This is a genomic window from Pseudomonas paraglycinae (assembly GCF_021601625.1).
Lineage (GTDB): Bacteria > Pseudomonadota > Gammaproteobacteria > Pseudomonadales > Pseudomonadaceae > Aquipseudomonas > Aquipseudomonas paraglycinae.
In genome coordinates, this window is record NZ_BQHR01000014.1 from 121,092 (window position 1) to 138,290 (window position 17,199).

General features: G+C 60.1%; 11 protein-coding genes. 3 read left to right on the top strand and 8 right to left on the bottom strand.

Annotated features, from left to right (window positions below; all coding sequences use genetic code 11):
* Window positions 1–144 precede the first annotated feature (144 nt).
* Both L6D82_RS20955 and L6D82_RS20960 read left to right on the top strand, forming a co-directional pair.
* Window positions 145–498, top strand: a complete 354-nt coding sequence (locus L6D82_RS20955) for a putative quinol monooxygenase (protein ID WP_236191426.1) — start codon at window positions 145–147, stop codon at window positions 496–498.
* A gap of 43 nt (window positions 499–541) precedes the next feature.
* Window positions 542–784: a hypothetical protein gene (locus tag L6D82_RS20960; RefSeq protein WP_007960172.1), complete on the top strand. Its 243-nt coding sequence runs from the start codon at window positions 542–544 to the stop codon at window positions 782–784.
* 4 nt (window positions 785–788) lie between these two features.
* Here L6D82_RS20960 and L6D82_RS20965 read toward each other — a convergent pair whose 3' ends face one another.
* Window positions 789–1,418, bottom strand: a complete 630-nt coding sequence (locus L6D82_RS20965; protein ID WP_085606680.1) for a flavin reductase family protein — start codon at window positions 1,416–1,418, stop codon at window positions 789–791.
* A gap of 128 nt (window positions 1,419–1,546) precedes the next feature.
* Window positions 1,547–1,864, bottom strand: coding sequence for a hypothetical protein (locus L6D82_RS20970; RefSeq protein ID WP_085606678.1), 318 nt, complete (start codon window positions 1,862–1,864; stop codon window positions 1,547–1,549).
* Between the two features lie 347 nt (window positions 1,865–2,211).
* Between L6D82_RS20970 and L6D82_RS20975 the strand changes: the two genes are divergently transcribed.
* The gene (locus tag L6D82_RS20975; protein WP_236191428.1) at window positions 2,212–2,970 is read left to right on the top strand and encodes a COG4705 family protein; all 759 of its coding nucleotides are present in this window, start codon (window positions 2,212–2,214) and stop codon (window positions 2,968–2,970) included.
* A 62-nt stretch (window positions 2,971–3,032) separates the two neighbouring features.
* Here L6D82_RS20975 and L6D82_RS20980 read toward each other — a convergent pair whose 3' ends face one another.
* The 6 genes from L6D82_RS20980 to L6D82_RS21005 all read right to left on the bottom strand — a co-directional run bounded on the left by L6D82_RS20980 (window position 3,033) and on the right by L6D82_RS21005 (window position 16,974).
* Complete coding sequence (locus tag L6D82_RS20980) at window positions 3,033–4,352, bottom strand: MFS transporter (protein ID WP_236191429.1); 1,320 nt, start codon at window positions 4,350–4,352, stop codon at window positions 3,033–3,035.
* Window positions 4,353–4,753: 401 nt separating this feature from the next.
* Complete coding sequence (locus tag L6D82_RS20985) at window positions 4,754–6,082, bottom strand: sigma-54-dependent transcriptional regulator (RefSeq protein WP_236191431.1); 1,329 nt, start codon at window positions 6,080–6,082, stop codon at window positions 4,754–4,756.
* A complete protein-coding gene (locus tag L6D82_RS20990) occupies window positions 6,082–7,842 on the bottom strand; it encodes a sensor histidine kinase (RefSeq protein ID WP_236191433.1) in 1,761 nt (586 codons plus the stop codon). The genes L6D82_RS20985 and L6D82_RS20990 overlap by 1 nt, the downstream gene beginning before the upstream one ends.
* Window positions 7,843–8,085: 243 nt before the next feature.
* Entirely contained in the window at window positions 8,086–10,836 is a 2,751-nt protein-coding gene (locus L6D82_RS20995) for an RHS repeat-associated core domain-containing protein (protein ID WP_236191435.1), read from the bottom strand.
* The gene (locus tag L6D82_RS21000) at window positions 10,833–15,287 is read right to left on the bottom strand and encodes a SpvB/TcaC N-terminal domain-containing protein (RefSeq protein WP_236191436.1); all 4,455 of its coding nucleotides are present in this window, start codon (window positions 15,285–15,287) and stop codon (window positions 10,833–10,835) included. The genes L6D82_RS20995 and L6D82_RS21000 overlap by 4 nt, the downstream gene beginning before the upstream one ends.
* Before the next feature lie 163 nt (window positions 15,288–15,450).
* Window positions 15,451–16,974: a fumarate hydratase gene (locus L6D82_RS21005; RefSeq protein WP_007960181.1), complete on the bottom strand. Its 1,524-nt coding sequence runs from the start codon at window positions 16,972–16,974 to the stop codon at window positions 15,451–15,453.
* Window positions 16,975–17,199 lie beyond the last annotated feature (225 nt).

Consider the following 17,199-nt stretch of genomic DNA (forward strand, 5'->3'; position numbering starts at 1 on the left):
TGTTACAGGTCTGCACGACAGTCTCGCAGGATTGTGCAACGCGACGGCAGGAATCGACTAACGGCGAACGGGAGGCGGCCCTTAACCTTGAATCCTGTCGCAGCCCGTCCCCGGCTGCCACGCGACTCCCTGGGAGGGTTGAACATGTCCAAGCAGATTCCCGTCAGTCATATGGCCTTCGTTCGAGCGCGCGCCGGACGCTCGGCGGAACTCGGCATGCGCCTGAGCGCCCTGATCGAACCGTCCCGCGCCGCCCCCGGTTGCCTGAGCTTTGCCTTGCAGCATTCGCAGTGCGATCCGGATTTGTGGCTGGTCTCCGGCTTCTGGAACAACCAGCAATCGATGACCGCGTATTTCAGCAGCCCGTCGATGGAAATCTTTGCCGAGCTGGTGCAGGAGCTGGTGGTCAACAGCCTGGATTTCCACACCTTCAAGGAAGTCTCGGCCGCACAGGCCGTAGGGCAATGCACTGCGCCGATACACAAACTCGCCGGTTGAATGTTTAATGTCGGGCTTATCCGATTGAGCCAGGACCTGCGATATGGCACGTAAAGAGTTCGAACACTTCGAAGCGGTTTCCGCTGTAGTCCCCGTCGAGTTGGGCGGCAACAAGGGTTATCACGCGGCAATCGCCGTCAAGGCCCTGGTCGACGGCGGCGCACCGCGCTTTCACAAACTGCTGAACGATCAGGTTTTCCCCGGCGCCATTGCGGCCGATGAAGCCGCGATCAACGAACTGGACAAGCTCAAGGGCGTCACCGACGACGCCGAGCTGATCTGGTAAGCGCTTACTTCGTTGCCCCCGGGCGCCACATCTTGAACAACGCCTCCGGCCCCAGCTGGAAATAGTCCGCCGGCCCGCCGCCCCGCAGTATCGGTTCGGCGGCGGCCGTGTCGTAGATCCCGTCCTTCAACAGCCACTTGGCGATATGCACGGCGACCACTTCGCCGAGCACCAGCCAGCTCGGCACGGTCTCGCCGTCGGCGCGTTGCAACTGAATGATCTGGGTGACCTTGCACTCGAAGGACACCGGGCTTTCGGCCACGCGCGGCACGGCAATCACCTTCGACGCCACCGGCGTCAGCCCTGCGAGTTCGAACTCGTTGACCTGCGGCCCGACCATCGCGCAGCTCTGGTTCATCTGCTCGGCCAGCGGTCGGGTGGCGAGGTTCCAGACGAATTCGCCGGTCTGCTCGATGTTGTTCAGGCTGTCTTTGCGACCGACGCTGGAGAACCCGATGATCGGCGGAATGTAGTTGAACGCGTTGAAAAAGCTGTAGGGCGCCAGGTTCAGCCGGCCCTCGGCATCCTGCGAAGAAATCCAGCCGATGGGACGCGGGCCGACGATGGCGTTGAACGGATCGTGGGGCAGGCCGTGGCCGTTGGCCGGTTCGTAGAAATGGATGTCATCGGGCATGGCGGGGTGATCCTGAAGGCTTCTATAAGCGACCAATAGTGCAAGTCCGATCCGCGAAGATCAAATACCGACCTTTGGAAATGAACAAGCCCGGCAATGGCCGGGCTTTGGTGTCTGCATTCTGGCAATCAGCTGATGGCAGCGGCGGTACCGGTTTTATCAAAGCCGTCGGCGGCGATGGCGTTTGCGGTGCCTGTTTTATCGAAACCGTCTGCAGCGATGGCGTTGGCAGTGCCGGTTTTATCGAAACCATCAGCAGCAACGGCTTTGCCAACGTTGGTTTTATCGAAACCATCGGCAGCGTAGGCGCCGGTGTGGCTGGTTTCGATGGCAGCGCTGGCGCCGGAAATGAAGTCGGCGGATTTGGTTTTGTCCGAACCGTCGGCGGCGAAAGTGTTGGCGGCCAGTACGGACAGGGTCAGGGCGAGGATCAGTTTGGTTTTCATGGTCGTTCTCCAGATTCGAAATTCGTTGGCGATGTGTTTCGCATGGGGTTCATGCTACGCCAACTAAATTGATTAAAAAGCGCAAAATAATGCTAGAAACAATCGATTAAATTGATATTAAGGGCGACACATTCAATTCGCTTTCGTCGTCGGAGCGAGCGTCGCGCAGTTAATCGATCAGGTAGGTGCAGGATGCGGCAGAGGCATTAACCGGTGATTAATCACCGTTTTTTGCGTGTGTGACAGATTTTTCATGGATTCCCGACCGGTTTTTCACCCGCGCAACGCCAGTCTGCCACGGCCATAAAGCCAAAAACCGGCCGTCACACACTGGAGCGTTGCCCGCGATGAACAAACTGCCTCAAATCACCCTGGCCTTCTGGGTCATGAAAATCTGCGCGACGACCCTGGGGGAAACCGCGGGGGATTTGTTGTCGATGACCCTTAACGTCGGCTACGCCATCAGCTCGCTGATCCTGATCAGCGTGTTTGTCCTGACGCTGGTCGCGCAGTTGATGTCCAAGACTTACAAGCCGTTGCTGTACTGGATCGTGATCCTGTCGACCAGCACCGCCGGCACCACCATGTCCGACTTCATGGACCGCACGCTGGAACTGGGTTACGCCACCGGTTCCATGATCCTGATCGCGATCCTGCTGGCGATCTTCGCGGCTTGGCGCCTGAGCGGCGACTCGCTCAACGTCACCAAGGTGCAGAGCTTTCGCGGCGAGATGTTCTACTGGATGGCGATTCTGTTCTCCAACACCCTGGGCACCGCACTCGGCGATTACCTGGCGGACGACTCCGGCCTGGGCTTTGCCGGTGGCGCGCTGTTGATCGGCTCGGCGATTGGTGTGGTCGTGCTGCTCAAGTACTTCACGAAGATTTCGCCGGTGGCGCTGTTCTGGGTGGCGTTCGTGCTGACCCGGCCGTTTGGCGCAACCCTGGGTGACTTGATGACCAAGTCCCATGAGAAGGGCGGACTGGATTTCGGCACTATCGGTTCGTCGGCGGTACTGGCGGGGATTTTGCTGGTGATGATCGTGGGTGCGTCGTATGCGCAGAAGCGCTATGGCAGCAAACAGGGCGTTGCCGAATTGTCCTGATCGGGAAATCGGACAGAAAAGAAACGCGCGAAGGTCTTGCACCTTCGCGCGTTTTTTTGCGGTCAGTCAGTGACGATGTGCGAGTGTTTCTGCGTGTCTTTCATGGTGATGTACACCAGCAGGGACACCGCGATGCACGCGGTCACGTACCAGTAGTAACCGGTTTCCATGCCGATGCTCTTGAACCACAGTGCGATGTATTCGGCTGTGCCGCCGAAGATCGACACGGTCAGTGCGTACGGCAGGCCGACGCCCAGGGCGCGGATTTCGGTCGGGAACAGCTCGGCCTTCACCACGGCGTTGATCGAGGTGTAGCCGCTGACGATGATCAGCGCCGCCATGATCAGGAAGAACGCGCCCCACCAGGTCTGGATGGTGTGCAGGGTCATCAGGATCGGCACGGTGAAGATCGTACCGAGCACGCCGAAGGCGATCAGGATCGGACGACGACCGATTTTATCGGACAGGCCGCCGATGATCGGTTGCAGGCACATGAACAGGAACAGCGTGGCGGCAGAAATGGTGGTGGAGTCGGAGATGCTCATGCCGACGGTGTTCACCAGGTATTTCTGCATGTAGGTGGTGTAGGTGTAGAACGCCAGCGTACCGCCCATGGTCAGGCCGACCACGGTGAGCAGTTCCTTTGGATGACGAAGCAAGGTGCGCATCGCGCTTTCCTTGGACTTCTCTTTCTTGGTGAACGACTCGGTTTCTTCCATGCCACGACGCAGGTACAGCGCCACGATTGCGCACAGCGCGCCGATGGCGAACGGAATACGCCAGCCCCACGCGTACAGCTCTTCGGTGGTCAGGAACTGTTGCAGCACGATCAGTACGCCCAGCGCGATGAGCTGGCCGGAAATCAAAGTCACGTACTGGAAGCTGGAGAAGAAGCCGCGACGATCCTTGGTCGCCATCTCCGACAGGTAAGTCGCCGAGGTGCCGTATTCGCCACCGACCGACAAGCCTTGCAGCAGGCGGGCGAACACCAGCAGGATCGGCGCGCCGACACCGATGGTTTCATAACCCGGGCTCAGGGCGATGATCAGCGAGCCGAAGCACATCAGGTAAACCGAGGCCATCAGGGCTTTTTTACGTCCGACCTTGTCGGCGTACAGGCCCATCAGCCAGCCACCGATCGGGCGCATCAGGAAGCCCACGGCGAAGATCGCGGCGGTGTTGAGCAGTTGGGCGGTGGTGTCGCCTTTGGGGAAGAAGGCTTTGGCGAAGTACAGCGAGAAGGCGGCATAGACGTACCAGTCGTACCACTCGACCATGTTGCCGACGGAACCGCTGAAGATCGACTTGATGCGACTGGCGGTGGTTCGTTCTTTAGCCGGCACGGCAGCCGACCCAAGAGGCAGGGCGTTGGAGTTATCCATTGAAGGATCCTTCGTTTAATTGTTTTTGTGGAGCGCGTTGAAACGCAGCCTGCGAGGGCTGTAGCAGGAGCTGTGCCAACGGAGGGAGGGCCGGTTTAGAGGGGCTGGGGAGATGAGTTGAGCGGGATTTTGCCGATGATCCGGAATGAATGAGCGGATTTCCGCTTATGGGGGCTTGAATCAAAAGCCCCCTCACCCTAGCCCTCCCGAAACGTCGGACCGCCCGGAGGGAGAGGGGACTGACGGAGTAGATTATTCGAGGTGCACCGACCTGAGATATCGAGTCGAACTCAGGTTTGAAAACCAGCGCAAATCGGCTCCCTTTCCCCCTCGCCCCCCTGGGGGAGAGGGCTGGGGTGAGGGGGATGGATTTCAGCCACGCGAAAAATATCCAGCCGAACTCAATCAACCAAAAACATTTCCCGACTCAACCCATGCCGCTGCATCTTTTCATTAAACGTACGACGCGGCAGTTGCAGTTCTTCAAGCACGGCTTTCACATCCCCCTTGTGCCGGGTCAAAGCAGCCCGCAAACACTGCGCCTCAAACGCTTCCTGCTGCGCCGCCAGCGACTGCCCCGGATCAATCCCCTGCACCGGTTCATCCAGCCCCAGCACCTGCCGCTCGGCGACGTTCGCCAGCTCCCGCACATTACCCGGCCAGTCATGACTCAGCAGGTGACTCAACTGCGCGCCACTGAGCGGCGGGAACGTGCGGCCCAAGCGCTGGGCGGCGCTCTGGGCGAAGGATTCGAACAACAACGGAATGTCTTCCCGACGATCACGCAACGGCGGCAGTCGCAGCTCGGCGACGTTCAGCCGATACGCCAGGTCTTCACGAAAACGCCCGGCCCGCGCTTCATCCAGCAAATCGGGTTTGGTCGCCGCGACGATCCGCAAGTCCACCCGAATGCTCTGGTTCGACCCCAGCCGCTCCAGCTTCTGCTCTTGCAACACCCGTAGCAGTTTCACTTGCTGGGCCAGCGGCATGCTTTCGATTTCATCGAGAAACAACGTGCCGCCATCGGCGTATTCCAGCTTGCCGATGCGCTTGCCGGAGGCTCCGGTGAACGCGCCGCTCTCATGCCCGAACAACTCGGCTTCGAACAACTGCTCGGGGATCGCCGCGCAGTTCAGCGCCACGAACGGCTTGTCGGCGCGCGGGCCGAAGTCGTGCAGGCAGCGGGCGACCAGCTCCTTGCCGCTGCCGGTTTCTCCACGGATCAGCACGTTGACCGGCAGCGTTGCCAGATCCAGCACCTGTCGGCGCAAGGTCTGCAAGCCGCGGGATACACCGAGCAACGTCGCATCCAGCCTGGCGCGGTTGTCGGCCTGTTCGTGCAGGGCGCGGTTTTCCAGCACCAAGCGACGCTTGTCCAGCGCCCGGCGCAGGCTGCCGAGCAGGGTCTCGGGGCTGAACGGTTTTTCCAGAAAGTCGTAGGCGCCGTCGCGCATCGCTTCGACCGCCATCGGTACGTCGCCGTGGCCGGTCAGCAGAATCACCGGCAGGTCGGCATCCCGGCGCTGCACTTCGGCCAGCAGTTCAAGACCGCTGAGCCCGGGCATGCGCACGTCGCTGACAATCACCCCGGCATAATGCGCGGGCAGCGCCGCCAGGCATTCCTCGGCGCGGCTGAACAGCTGCACCTCGAACCCGGACAGGCTCAGCCACTGTTCGACGGCACTGCGAATACTGCTTTCGTCATCGACCACCATCACCGAGTTGAGCATCAGATGTGCGCCTCCAGATCGATCGGCAAGGTCAGGCTGAACACTGCGCCATTATCGCCATTCTCGGCGCACAGACGCCCGCCGGATTCATGGACGATGGCAAAGGAAACCGCCAGCCCCAGACCCAGCCCGTCACCCACCGGTTTGGTGGTGAAGAACGGATCGAACACCTGACCCAGATGTTCTTCGGCGATGCCGCCGCCGTTGTCGATGACGCTCAGGCGCCACAGTTGCTCGTCGGCTTCCAGGCGGATTTCCAGACGCTTGCAGGGTTTGCCCTGCATGGCATCGAGGGCATTGCGCAGCAGGTTGATCAGCACCTGCTCCAGACGGATCGCATCGCCACGCACCCAGGCCGGACGGGTCAGGTGCAGCACCAGACTGACCTGTTCATCGCGCAGACGCGTATCGAGCAATTGCAGGGCCTGATCGACCACCGTCGCCAGATCCAGCCGTTCGCGCAAACCGCTGGGGCTCTTGCGGGCGAAGGTTTTCAGGTGGCCGGTGAGGGCGGCCATGCGCGTGAGCATGTCATCCACCGGTTTGAGCGCCTTGTAGGCGTCATCGACCCGGCCATGATCTAGCAGCAGACGCAGGGTCGCCAGTTGCATGCGCTGGGCGGTCAACGGCTGATTGATTTCGTGGGCCAGCGCGGCGGACATCTGCCCCAGTGCCGCCAGTTTTGCCGACTGCACCAGACCGTCCTGGGCGGTGCGCAAATCCCGGGTGCGTTCCTCGACCAGTTGCTCAAGCTCTTCGCGGCTACGCTGGCGCATCTTCGCCAGGCGCCAGCGCTGATTGAGGAACAGCAGCAGGAACACCAGCGCCAGCCATACTCCGGCGGCGGCGAGCCCGGCATTGCGCTGATCCTCGAAAGATATTTGCGGGCGGCGCAGCAGATGCAGGGTCCAGCCTTCGGCGCTCAACGGCAGCGATTCCCACAGGTAATCCGCCGTGCCTTGCGGGCCTTCGACGCGGCGCAGATCACTGTTGTCATCGAAGCTGCGCAGCGCCAGATGCGTCAGCGGCACCAGCGACTGTTTGTCGTATTGGCGGGTGGCCTTGATCTCGCGGTAATCGGCCGGGCTCAGCGGGTGCAGCAGGCGATAGCGCCAGCCGGGCTGGTTGGCGATGAAGATGATCCCGCGCGCATCGCTGACCAGCAGGGTGTCGCTGCCCTGGCTCCATTCGCGTTCGAGTTCGGGGAATTCGAGCTTGACCACCATCGCCCCGAGGAACTCGCCGTTGTCGCCGAGCACCGCGCTGGACAGGAAGTAACCGGGAATCCCGCTGGTCACGCCAACCGCGTAGAAACGCCCGGTGCCCTGGGTACGGGTCTGACTGAAATAGGGGCGAAAGCCGTAGTTGTGACCGACGTAACTGCTGGGCAGACGCCAGTTGCTGGCTGCCACCGCAAGGCCCGTGTGGTCGAGCAGTTCCAGCGTCGAGGACTGCGCCGCGCCGTTGATCTTTTCCAGTTTCAGGTTGAGCGCCGCTTGCTGTTCGGCGTCGACCGGGCCGGCCAGCGCCGCACGCAATTGCGGGTCCAGCGCCAGCACGGCTGGAAGGGCGCGATAGCGGTCGATCAGGGTATGCAGCGAGTTGGCGTACAGCGCCAGCTGTTGATTGGCCCGCGCGGCGTCTTCTTCCAGCGCCTGGCGCTCGGCGTGGCGGATCGCAAGCGTTGCAGCAAGGGCGGCACCGGCGATGATCAGCAGGGTATACAACGACAGACGCAGGGTACGGGAAGTCGGCAGCATGCTGGGGCAAACGGATGGCAGGACGGGCGGGCACGATAGCATGTCGCCGGGTGCTGGCAGTGTTATCACACTATAAAATCCGTGTGTTCACGGGCTGCCCTCTGTCTGGCCCGGTGGTGTCGAAGCGTGTTTGCCAGACCGCGGAGCATGTCAGTGATTTTCCCCCGATGACCCTGGGTGTCCATCATTGCCACTTGACCAGATTTTCACCTTTGCGTGCCCGGTTTGATCACCTGTCGGTTGTTAGTTGTTCTTCTGTTTGTGCGCGGTCCGCCTGCCATAGGTCTTGAGCATTTGCTTTCTGTCATCGACAACGTACAAGGCTTTTTCAGTAAGTGCGTGCAGATTTTCGAGTCTGACTGATCTGGCTTGTTGAGTGCCGACTCTCCCTTGCGCCAGATCGAGTAGATGATCGACATCCGAGTTGTAGAACTCGTTGACCCCAAGCTCGCTGAAGGCTATTTGGCCGACATTGGATACTCTGACAACTTTCTCACGCAATGCGTCGAGCGCATTCAGATGCGCGTCGATCTCTTGTGAAAACATGCCTTCTTCGGCCCTGCTTCCCTGTTCTGCCACTTTCGCGAGTTCTATTAATTCTCCGACGCCGTAGAGTTGTGATCCCCCGGTGGCGGAGATGGCATTGACCGAGGCTTCGATGGCGTCCTTTGGCTCAAAAGATCTGATGTGCATGAAAGCATCGAGGGGGCCACTTTCCACACCCCTCGCCTGTTGCGAGATTGATTCAGCCGATATATCGGCTTTGCGGGGTATCAGAGGGTTGGAAACGTCCTGAAAGTTTGAAAGGGCCATATCGACCAGTTCAGCGGAACGATCAGCGGTGAAGTTGCCGATGGTCAGCCCCTTGAGTTCACCCACCATTGATGAATAAGGATCTCCTCCGGCGAATGTTTCCACCGCACTGAAGAGATCGTTTGTGGAGAACCAACTGGCAAGAACCTTCGAGACTTGTACGACAAATTTTGCAGTGGTGACGGTACGGAACCGACTCCGACTCGAAAGGTTGTCAATCTGTCGTTCGAGAACGTCCATTTGCCTGTTGGCTGCACTCAGGAAGTTCATCGAGTAGTCAGCCTGCCTTTTCAGCTCTGCAGGTGTCCTGGTCTGCCCGTTAGTGTCGACGTATGTCATCGGGTTGTTCCCGACAAATGCGTACCGGTTCAGCCCGTCCTCATCCCCGGCCGGGTCGCTGCTGACCCAGCGACACAACCACGGCGCGTAATACCGCGCGCCGTAGTAATAAAGCCCGGTGGCGTCCGCTTCCTCGCCTGAGTAGCGGATGAACTTGTAGTCCGCTTCGATCTGCGAGCGGGCCGCCATCGACGCGGTGCCGCCGAAGGCGTAGTAGCTTTCGCGGCTGATTATCTGCGCCCGTTGATCAATCTCCGTCACGCTCGATCCCAGGTGGTCGGAATGGGAATAACGCACCTGATCAACATCGATGCCCGGCGGCTTTCCGGCTACCCAGTGCAGGCAAGTCACCTCACCGATACCGGTTGCGACAGTGATCCGGTGCAATTCCTCACCGCTGCTTTTGGTGCGGATTTCCAGACTTCCCACGTAATGCACTTCATCCACGTGGCTGACTTTGCTGGTGTGGGTTTCGTGACGTTTGTAGACCCTGGTGCCCTGGCTGTATTGGTACAGCTCCTGATCCGATGGCCCGCTGTCATGTTCGACGAGGGTCAGCGATTGCAGTTGGTTGCGGCTGTTCCAGTCGAGCGGCTGGTCGGCCTGCAGATGCCTGAGATTGCCGGCAGGGTCGAACAGAGCGCCGAAATCAGGGACCGGGTCCCCCGTTTTCCAGCGCACACCGCGATTGCTCGCAGGGTCAATGAACATCTCGCGGGTGTAGGTGTTGCCGTCGCGAACGTGGGTCAATTTCTTCAGGTTGTTGCCATCGTCGTATTCGAAAGACTCGACGTAGTTGAGTCGGTCATTGGGATCGGTGGGTTGCGGCCGCCCGGGGTTGTCTGCGGGCGGGGCGTCGCTGTAACCAGTGGCGTGCTTCAGCCGGTACATCGAGTCATAGACAAATGCACGTTCACCGTCGACCCTCTGGTTGCGGAAAAACGTCGTTTTGTAGGTGGGAGCGACAATCCGGATGACGTTTCCTGCTGCGTCGTACTCATACTCGAAATCCTGAACCGCCGGTTCTGATGCCTTTTGCGCATATTGGCGAAGCAGGCATCCGTCGGCCTGCCGGTAGTGCCAGTGGCTGGTCACGCCGTTGCCGAGCCGTTGCTCGGTGATCTGGCCGGCAGCGTTGTAAGTCGCGCCGTTCAAAATATTCTGGAGATTTTGTCCTCTGAGTTGCAGCTGCACTTGAATAAGCTGCCCGGCGATGTCGTAGGTCGATTGCTGTACATGCCCGCCGGCGTCGGTGATTTGCAGCCGCGCACCGACGGCGCTGAAGCGCTGGCGGCTGGTGCAGATCTTGCCGTCCTTGAAGGTGCGGGTTTCTTCCAGTGACGGGCCGCTCATGGCGAAACTGTTGATTTGTAACGTGCCCGATGGATCGCTTAGCGCCGTCATCTGACCGCGCAGGTTGTGCGTCGGGTCGGCCAGGGCGTCGTCGTATTTGAAGTTTTCGATGCCGGTTACCCCGTTTTCCGTGACGCTCCGCAGCCGCAGTTGCGGGTCGTAGCCCATCTCCCGGTGATTGTCGTTTGCATCCCAGCTTTGCAGTAGCTCGCTGCCGAGGCCCGGCAGGACAGTGTGTTCTCCGCCGTCGACGTTGTGGGTTCTGACCGCCATGCCATCGAGTCTGTGCACCGTTGTTGTATTGGGTGTGGACAGGCGCGGATCTCGCTGTGCAACCAGGTGGCCGGCCACGTCATATTGCAGTCGGTTGATGAGCGCTCGCACCTCTCCGCCGGCCACCGTGCGCAGATAGTCAACGTGCCTGACAGCCTCGCCACGGGGGCCGATTACCGACATCTTCGGTGTGAGATGGTGCACGCCGGTGTTCATGACTTGACCCGTTTTGCAGGTTTTGCCGGCGTGGTTTTCTTCGCCGGCCCGGCGGGCGCTGGTTCGTGGGTATCGTTGAAGTCGTAACTGAGTTTGAACCACGGATGCAGAAGCTCGAACGCCAGATCGCCCAAGGCATTGAGTGTCCGGACCGGACGCCCCAACGCGTCGTAGAACATTTGGTCGTGATAGCCGTGCTCACGCATGGCGCTGTCATTGATGCAGCGATGGGTGTTGAGGAAATAAGGGCGATAGGTCCGAATCGGTTCGCCCTTGTGGTTGTATTCGATGCGTCCCATGACCCGCCAGCGACGCGCGGCGGGCATTTCAATCGGCTTGCCGTCGGCGCCGGTCTCGAGGCCGTTATCGGACGTGGCCACAAAGGCATCGCCCGGCGGCACTAGCTGTTTGTTTTGCAGTTCCCGGCCGAATCCGTCGACGTAGCGAAGGGTCATCTGAATCTGTTGCAACGGGTCGGTGTGGTAGCGGTCGGCAACCAGGCTGAGGCTGTGAACCGGCTGCCTGAGGGCGGTCTGGATGATATTGAGCAGGGTCTGTTCGCTGGCAGTGCGTTTTTTCAGCCTGGTCAACCCGCGCAGGGCCGATGCGCGTATGTGCCCGTCGGGCAGGATCAGGCCGTTGGCGATCCATTGCTTTCTTTTGAGCCGCGCCGTTTTGATTGGGAGCAATGGCATCCAGCTGAACAGATCGGTGCGCACCACGCCGGCAGCGGACGCCAGCACGGTTTTCGGATTGGCGAGGGCAAACTCGACGCTCAGATCAGACTGAGGTGGATAAACGGACAGAGGTTCGAAACCGGCGCGCACGCCCCCTTCGGTTCCATGAGAACTGTGCGCGATGGGATGCCCCCCCGCTTCGTACAGCACTTCGTGAATATTCTCGTTGGGGTCGGTGACACTCCACGGCAGCAGTGTGTGCATGTCGTAGGTCACTGTCGTGACGCAGCCGTCCGGCGGTCTTATGGCAATGGTCAGCAGATGGTCTGCGTCCCGGGTGATGTGGGTTGCGCCATGGCTGGCGGTCGGTTGCACATCGGTGACGTGATAAAAACCGTTGGCATTGTCGTAAGTAAAGAAGCCGCTCCGTGCCGACCACAGGTTTTGCAGCAGATCCTGTGCCGGGTCTTCCGGGAAGAACAGCTTCATCGGGGCGTAGCCGATTTTTGCCAACTCGTCCCGAATGACAATTGGGACGTCGTCGTAGGCTGCCAGTGCTTTTTTGTCGAACACCGCCTGCTCGGTTGGTCCCGCCAATGGCGGATACAGAATCTCGCCGGCCGCCTCCAGATAGGTTTGTTGCGAGAGCGAGGTCAGCTCGCGGGCCGCTGTCCATTGCGCACTGTCTTTGTGTAGGACGACGTTTTCGAAACTGATTGCGTCCGCAGTCAATCCACCCGGCAATGCCCCCTTGGGCAACATCAGCGCATTGCCGCGCTTGCGCAAGGGCAGATTGAGCAGCCAGTGGCCGTCAGTGATCAGGTGCGTGTGCTCGGCAAGGGTTTCCGCCAGATAGAAGTGCCGCTGTTGCTCATCGTGACTGTCCACCCAGGCGCGCCGCTGATCCTCTTGATCGAAGGGCGGTTCGTCTGTTTCGGTTCGACGGCGTGCGCAGGCAACCGTCAGGCTGTGAGTCAGTTGGCCGTATTCGTTCCACGCCAGATTGACCACGTGCTGACAGTTAGGGTCGTCCATGAAACGTTCGTATTGTTGGCTGCGGCTTTCCAGTTCCAGCACCAGCAGGCTGGATGGGCTTTCGTTGACGACCCGCACCCGATAGCGGGACTCGTTCAGAAAGAACAGGCGCGCAGGGGCAGGGTCGTCTGCCTGGCAGACTTCGGTGCGAAGCAGGCGACCCGCCAGGGCGTAGGCAATTTCGGGGTCGTCGGCCTTGCGGCGCTTGCGAATGCGCTCTTTGCGAAGTTTTGTGTCGTAGGCTGAAATGACAGTGGGGCACAGTGGCTGTATCTCATCGTCGAGGTCGCCAATATTGTTCAAAGTCAGATCGATACTTTTGCCGGTATGAAACCAGTGCGTCATCCGCATCGGCGCCGTATGGCCGCTCTCGGCCTTGCCCGATTCCAGTTCGCTGTCGATCTGACAGACCCGGCCGAAGCCGCGAAATTCGCGCTCGAGCCCGTCGTAGTAACCCTCGAAATACTCGTGGAACTGCATCAGGTAATTACCGGTAACTTCATCATCCTGACGCAACCATTCGAGCACCATCTGCGGGAACGGCAGATGGCAGACCGGGCGCCTGCGTGCGATCAGCTCCTGGCGTTTTTCATCCAGCCAGAACTGTGCGCTGCTGCGATAACTCAGGGTGGCGCTGTAGCCCATGTTGTTATTGCAGCCGGTAAGCAGGTACGGCCGCTCACTGACAAAGTGATACACCCAGTGCCGCGGTTTCATGTGTGGCACGGTCAGCAGCAGGCTGGCGCAGCCAATGCCTTGCAGATCGGCGAAGGTCACCTGGCAGAGGTTGTCATAGCGCACGCCTCTGGGCCATGGGACGCGTACCGGCGTCGCGGCCAGGCCATTGCCGCCCTGGTTGAGCCAGATTTCGAAATAATCCGAAGACAGGTAAATGAAGGCCGGGGCACCGGAGCCGTCCAGATCGGCGATACGCACCCGGTCGGCATCGAACTCGCCATAGTTGAACGGCAAGTCGCTCAACTTGAAACCTTCTGCGAACCGACCATGGCCGAGGCTGATCCAGCAACGGATTTCATCGTGGCGAATCCGGCATAGCTCCATTCCACTGGCGCCCATGTTGCTGAAGGTCACCAGTGCGCTTTTGTCATCGCTGAACAGCGGCAATCTGTCCGGGGCATGGGGTACATCCTGGCCGGGAGCGAAGCCCTTTTCCCTCAGGTTCGCATACACCCGCACGCTGTTCGGGCCGATGAGGGCCATCGAGTCCAGCCCGTCACCGCTAAAGTCGCCCATTCGCGCTGAATAATGGAAAAATTCCACAGGGAACTGGCTGAAAGGTTTGAACAATGACCAGTTTCGATCCGGGTTGAGCGTGTAATAACCGCTGCCACCGAGCTGCGCGACCACCCAGTCCAGACGTCCGTTGCCGGTAAGATCGGTGAGGATCTGCAGCACTGATTTACTGCTGTCGGCATTGGGGATCAATGGCAGCAAAGACCATGGGTCGTAGTTGATCTCGTCCGTCCCGGGTGTGCCGCGCAAGGGTTCGCGGTAGTACCAGGCGTTGTTGTACTGGCAAAGGAAACCGGGCAAACCTTCACCATAGAGATCGACGCAATGATAGGGCTGGCCGTTGTCGAGGCCGGGCATGCGATCAAGTGCAAGGAAGGCTTGGGGCAGTGTGTTGAGCACAAGAGCCTGATTGAAATACTCGATCGGAGGCGTGTGTTTGACCTGGCCGGCGGCGTCATAACTCATGTGATGCGCGGCTTTCAGCTGGTTGTATTGCTGCGGCGTGGTTTCGTGTTCCAGTAACAGGCGATTGACCAGGGCCGGAGCGGGGCCGGTGTGGTTGAACAGCAGAAACTGCCGACACAGGCGCCGGGTGCCGACCTCGAAGCCGAAACGATGCATGCGAAACGGATCGGAGCGCACCGTCCAGGCGTTTTCGTTGGCGGCCGTGTACGGTGGGATGTCGTCATAGCCAGCGACGCGTTCGCCGTAGTCGACGACCAGCCGGAACAGCCAGTCCAGCAGTTCTGGCTGCTCATTACCAAGGCAATACAGATCAGTGCTGGCGCTCTTGTTGCAGTAACAGACCTGACGCAAATAACGTTGGGCCTGGTAATCAAAACGAGCGTCGGCGACTTTGTCATCGGCCTTGTATTCGTAAAAGATGTTTTCTCCCACCGCGTTCCGGGTTTCCACCAGCAACCACGTGGCGATATTGCCTGGGTCTGCCGGGTCGTAGATGCGTGAGCCCGGGTTATTGCCATAGCAATCTTGCGAGCCGTCAGCGCGGAACACGATCCAGAAGGTATTGCCGTCGGCAGAGGTCCAGCGTTCGTAGCGGTCGAACGTACTTTCCAGGCGAGGGATGTAGCGCACCACGGAAAACTTGCGGGCGTTCTTGCCCTTGCCACGGGTGCGCCGGGTTGCCTTGATCTTGCCGCGGGTTGTCAGTTCGGGTCGCAGTTCGGTGCCGTCCGCCTGCATGACGTCGTCGGGTGCGTATTTCGGTACGCCCTTGCTGGTCTTGCGGGAGATGACTGGCAGCGGCAAGTCCCAGCCGAGGCCGCACTTGCCGTTACCCGCGTTGCCGTCATAGACCAGTTGCAGGTCAGGATTGAGCGAGCGCGCAGCGATGATCGGCAACGTCAATGAGTAAGACCGTTGCCCGGTCGCACCGATCTCCCCCCAACTGCGTCCATTGGTGGCAATGGACGCAGTTTTGGCAATGGAGGGCGGGGTGACGAGCGCATCTGCATCAGGAACCATAGCAACGCAACCAGTGAATGCCGAGATTGCACGCTAACAGAGCATTTTTCCTTCGACACCTGTCAGATCTGACAGGTGTCTTTGTCTGCACTTTATGGCAGGCGAAAAAAAGGCCGGGCGGTCATTGCTGACCGCCCGGCCTTTTCACTGACGGATGAAGCGCTTACTGCACTTCAACCGCCAGGCTTTCGCTGATCTTCTGTTGCCAGATCGCAGGACCGGTGATGTGTACCGATTCACCTTTGCTGTCCACCGCGACGGTGACCGGCATGTCCTTGACCTCGAACTCGTAGATCGCTTCCATGCCCAGCTCGGCGAACGCCAGGACCTTGGACTTCTTGATCGCTTGCGCCACCAGGTAAGCGGCACCGCCGACGGCCATCAGGTACACGGCCTTGTTGTCCTTGATCGCGTCGATGGCGGTCGGGCCACGCTCGGACTTGCCGATCATGCCCAACAGGCCGGTCTGCTCGAGGATCTGACGGGTGAACTTGTCCATCCGCGTGGCGGTGGTCGGGCCAGCGGGACCAACCACTTCGTCACCGACCGGATCAACCGGGCCGACGTAGTAGATGAAGCGACCTTTGAGGTCCACCGGCAGGGTTTCGCCCTTGTTCAGCATCTCGACCATGCGCTTGTGCGCGGCGTCGCGACCGGTGAGCATCTTGCCGTTGAGCAGGACGGTTTCGCCCGGCTTCCAGCTCTGCACGTCTTCCGGGGTCAGGGTGTCGAGGTTGACGCGACGGGCCGACGGGCCGGCTTCCCAGACGATTTCCGGGTAGGCGTCCAGCGGTGGCGCTTCCAGCGAAGCAGGGCCGGAACCGTCGAGCACGAAGTGCGCGTGACGGGTGGCGGCGCAGTTCGGGATCATGCACACCGGCAAAGAGGCGGCGTGGGTCGGGTAATCCATGATCTTCACGTCGAGCACGGTGGTCAGGCCACCGAGGCCCTGGGCGCCGATGCCCAGTTGGTTGACCTTCTCGAACAGCTCCAGACGCATTTCTTCGATGCGGTTCTGCGGGCCACGGGCCTTGAGCTCGTGAATGTCGATGGACTCCATCAACACTTCCTTGGCCATCACCGCGGCTTTCTCGGCAGTGCCGCCGATGCCGATGCCCAGCATGCCCGGTGGGCACCAGCCGGCGCCCATGGTCGGAACGGTCTTCAGTACCCAGTCAACGATCGAGTCGGACGGGTTGAGCATGGCCATTTTCGACTTGTTCTCGGAACCGCCGCCCTTGGCCGCTACGTCCACTTCCACGGTGTTACCCGGAACGATGGAGTAGTGGATGACCGCCGGGGTGTTGTCCTTGGTGTTCTTACGCGCACCGGCCGGGTCGGCCAGGATCGAAGCACGCAGGACGTTTTCCGGCAGGTTGTAGGCGCGGCGCACGCCTTCGTTGATCATGTCGTCCAGGCTCATGGTCGCGCCATCCCAACGCACGTCCATGCCCACACGCACGAACACGGTCACGATGCCGGTGTCCTGGCAGATCGGCCGGTGGCCGGTGGCGCACATGCGCGAGTTGATCAGGATCTGCGCCATCGAGTCACGGGCCGCTGGCGATTCTTCGCGCAGGTAGGCTTCGTGCATCGCCTGGATGAAGTCCACGGGGTGGTAGTAGGAAATGAACTGCAGGGCGTCGGCAACGCTCTGAATCAGGTCGTCTTGCTTGATCACGGTCATGAGTCGCGCTCCTCTAAAAGACGGGAACATTCAATAAGGTGCCTGCGGCTTGGGTGCATCGGTCGGTCGCAGACACCTTTCAAGGCACGCCGGGGCTGCTGGCGCGACGCTAAAAAGGCGCGGCAGTATACCGCGCCTCGGTGGCGGGCACATCTGCCGGGAGTCATTCGTTGGTCGCATGGCTGCAGGTTTTTGACGCCAAATACCCGGCCCGAAAATCAATGG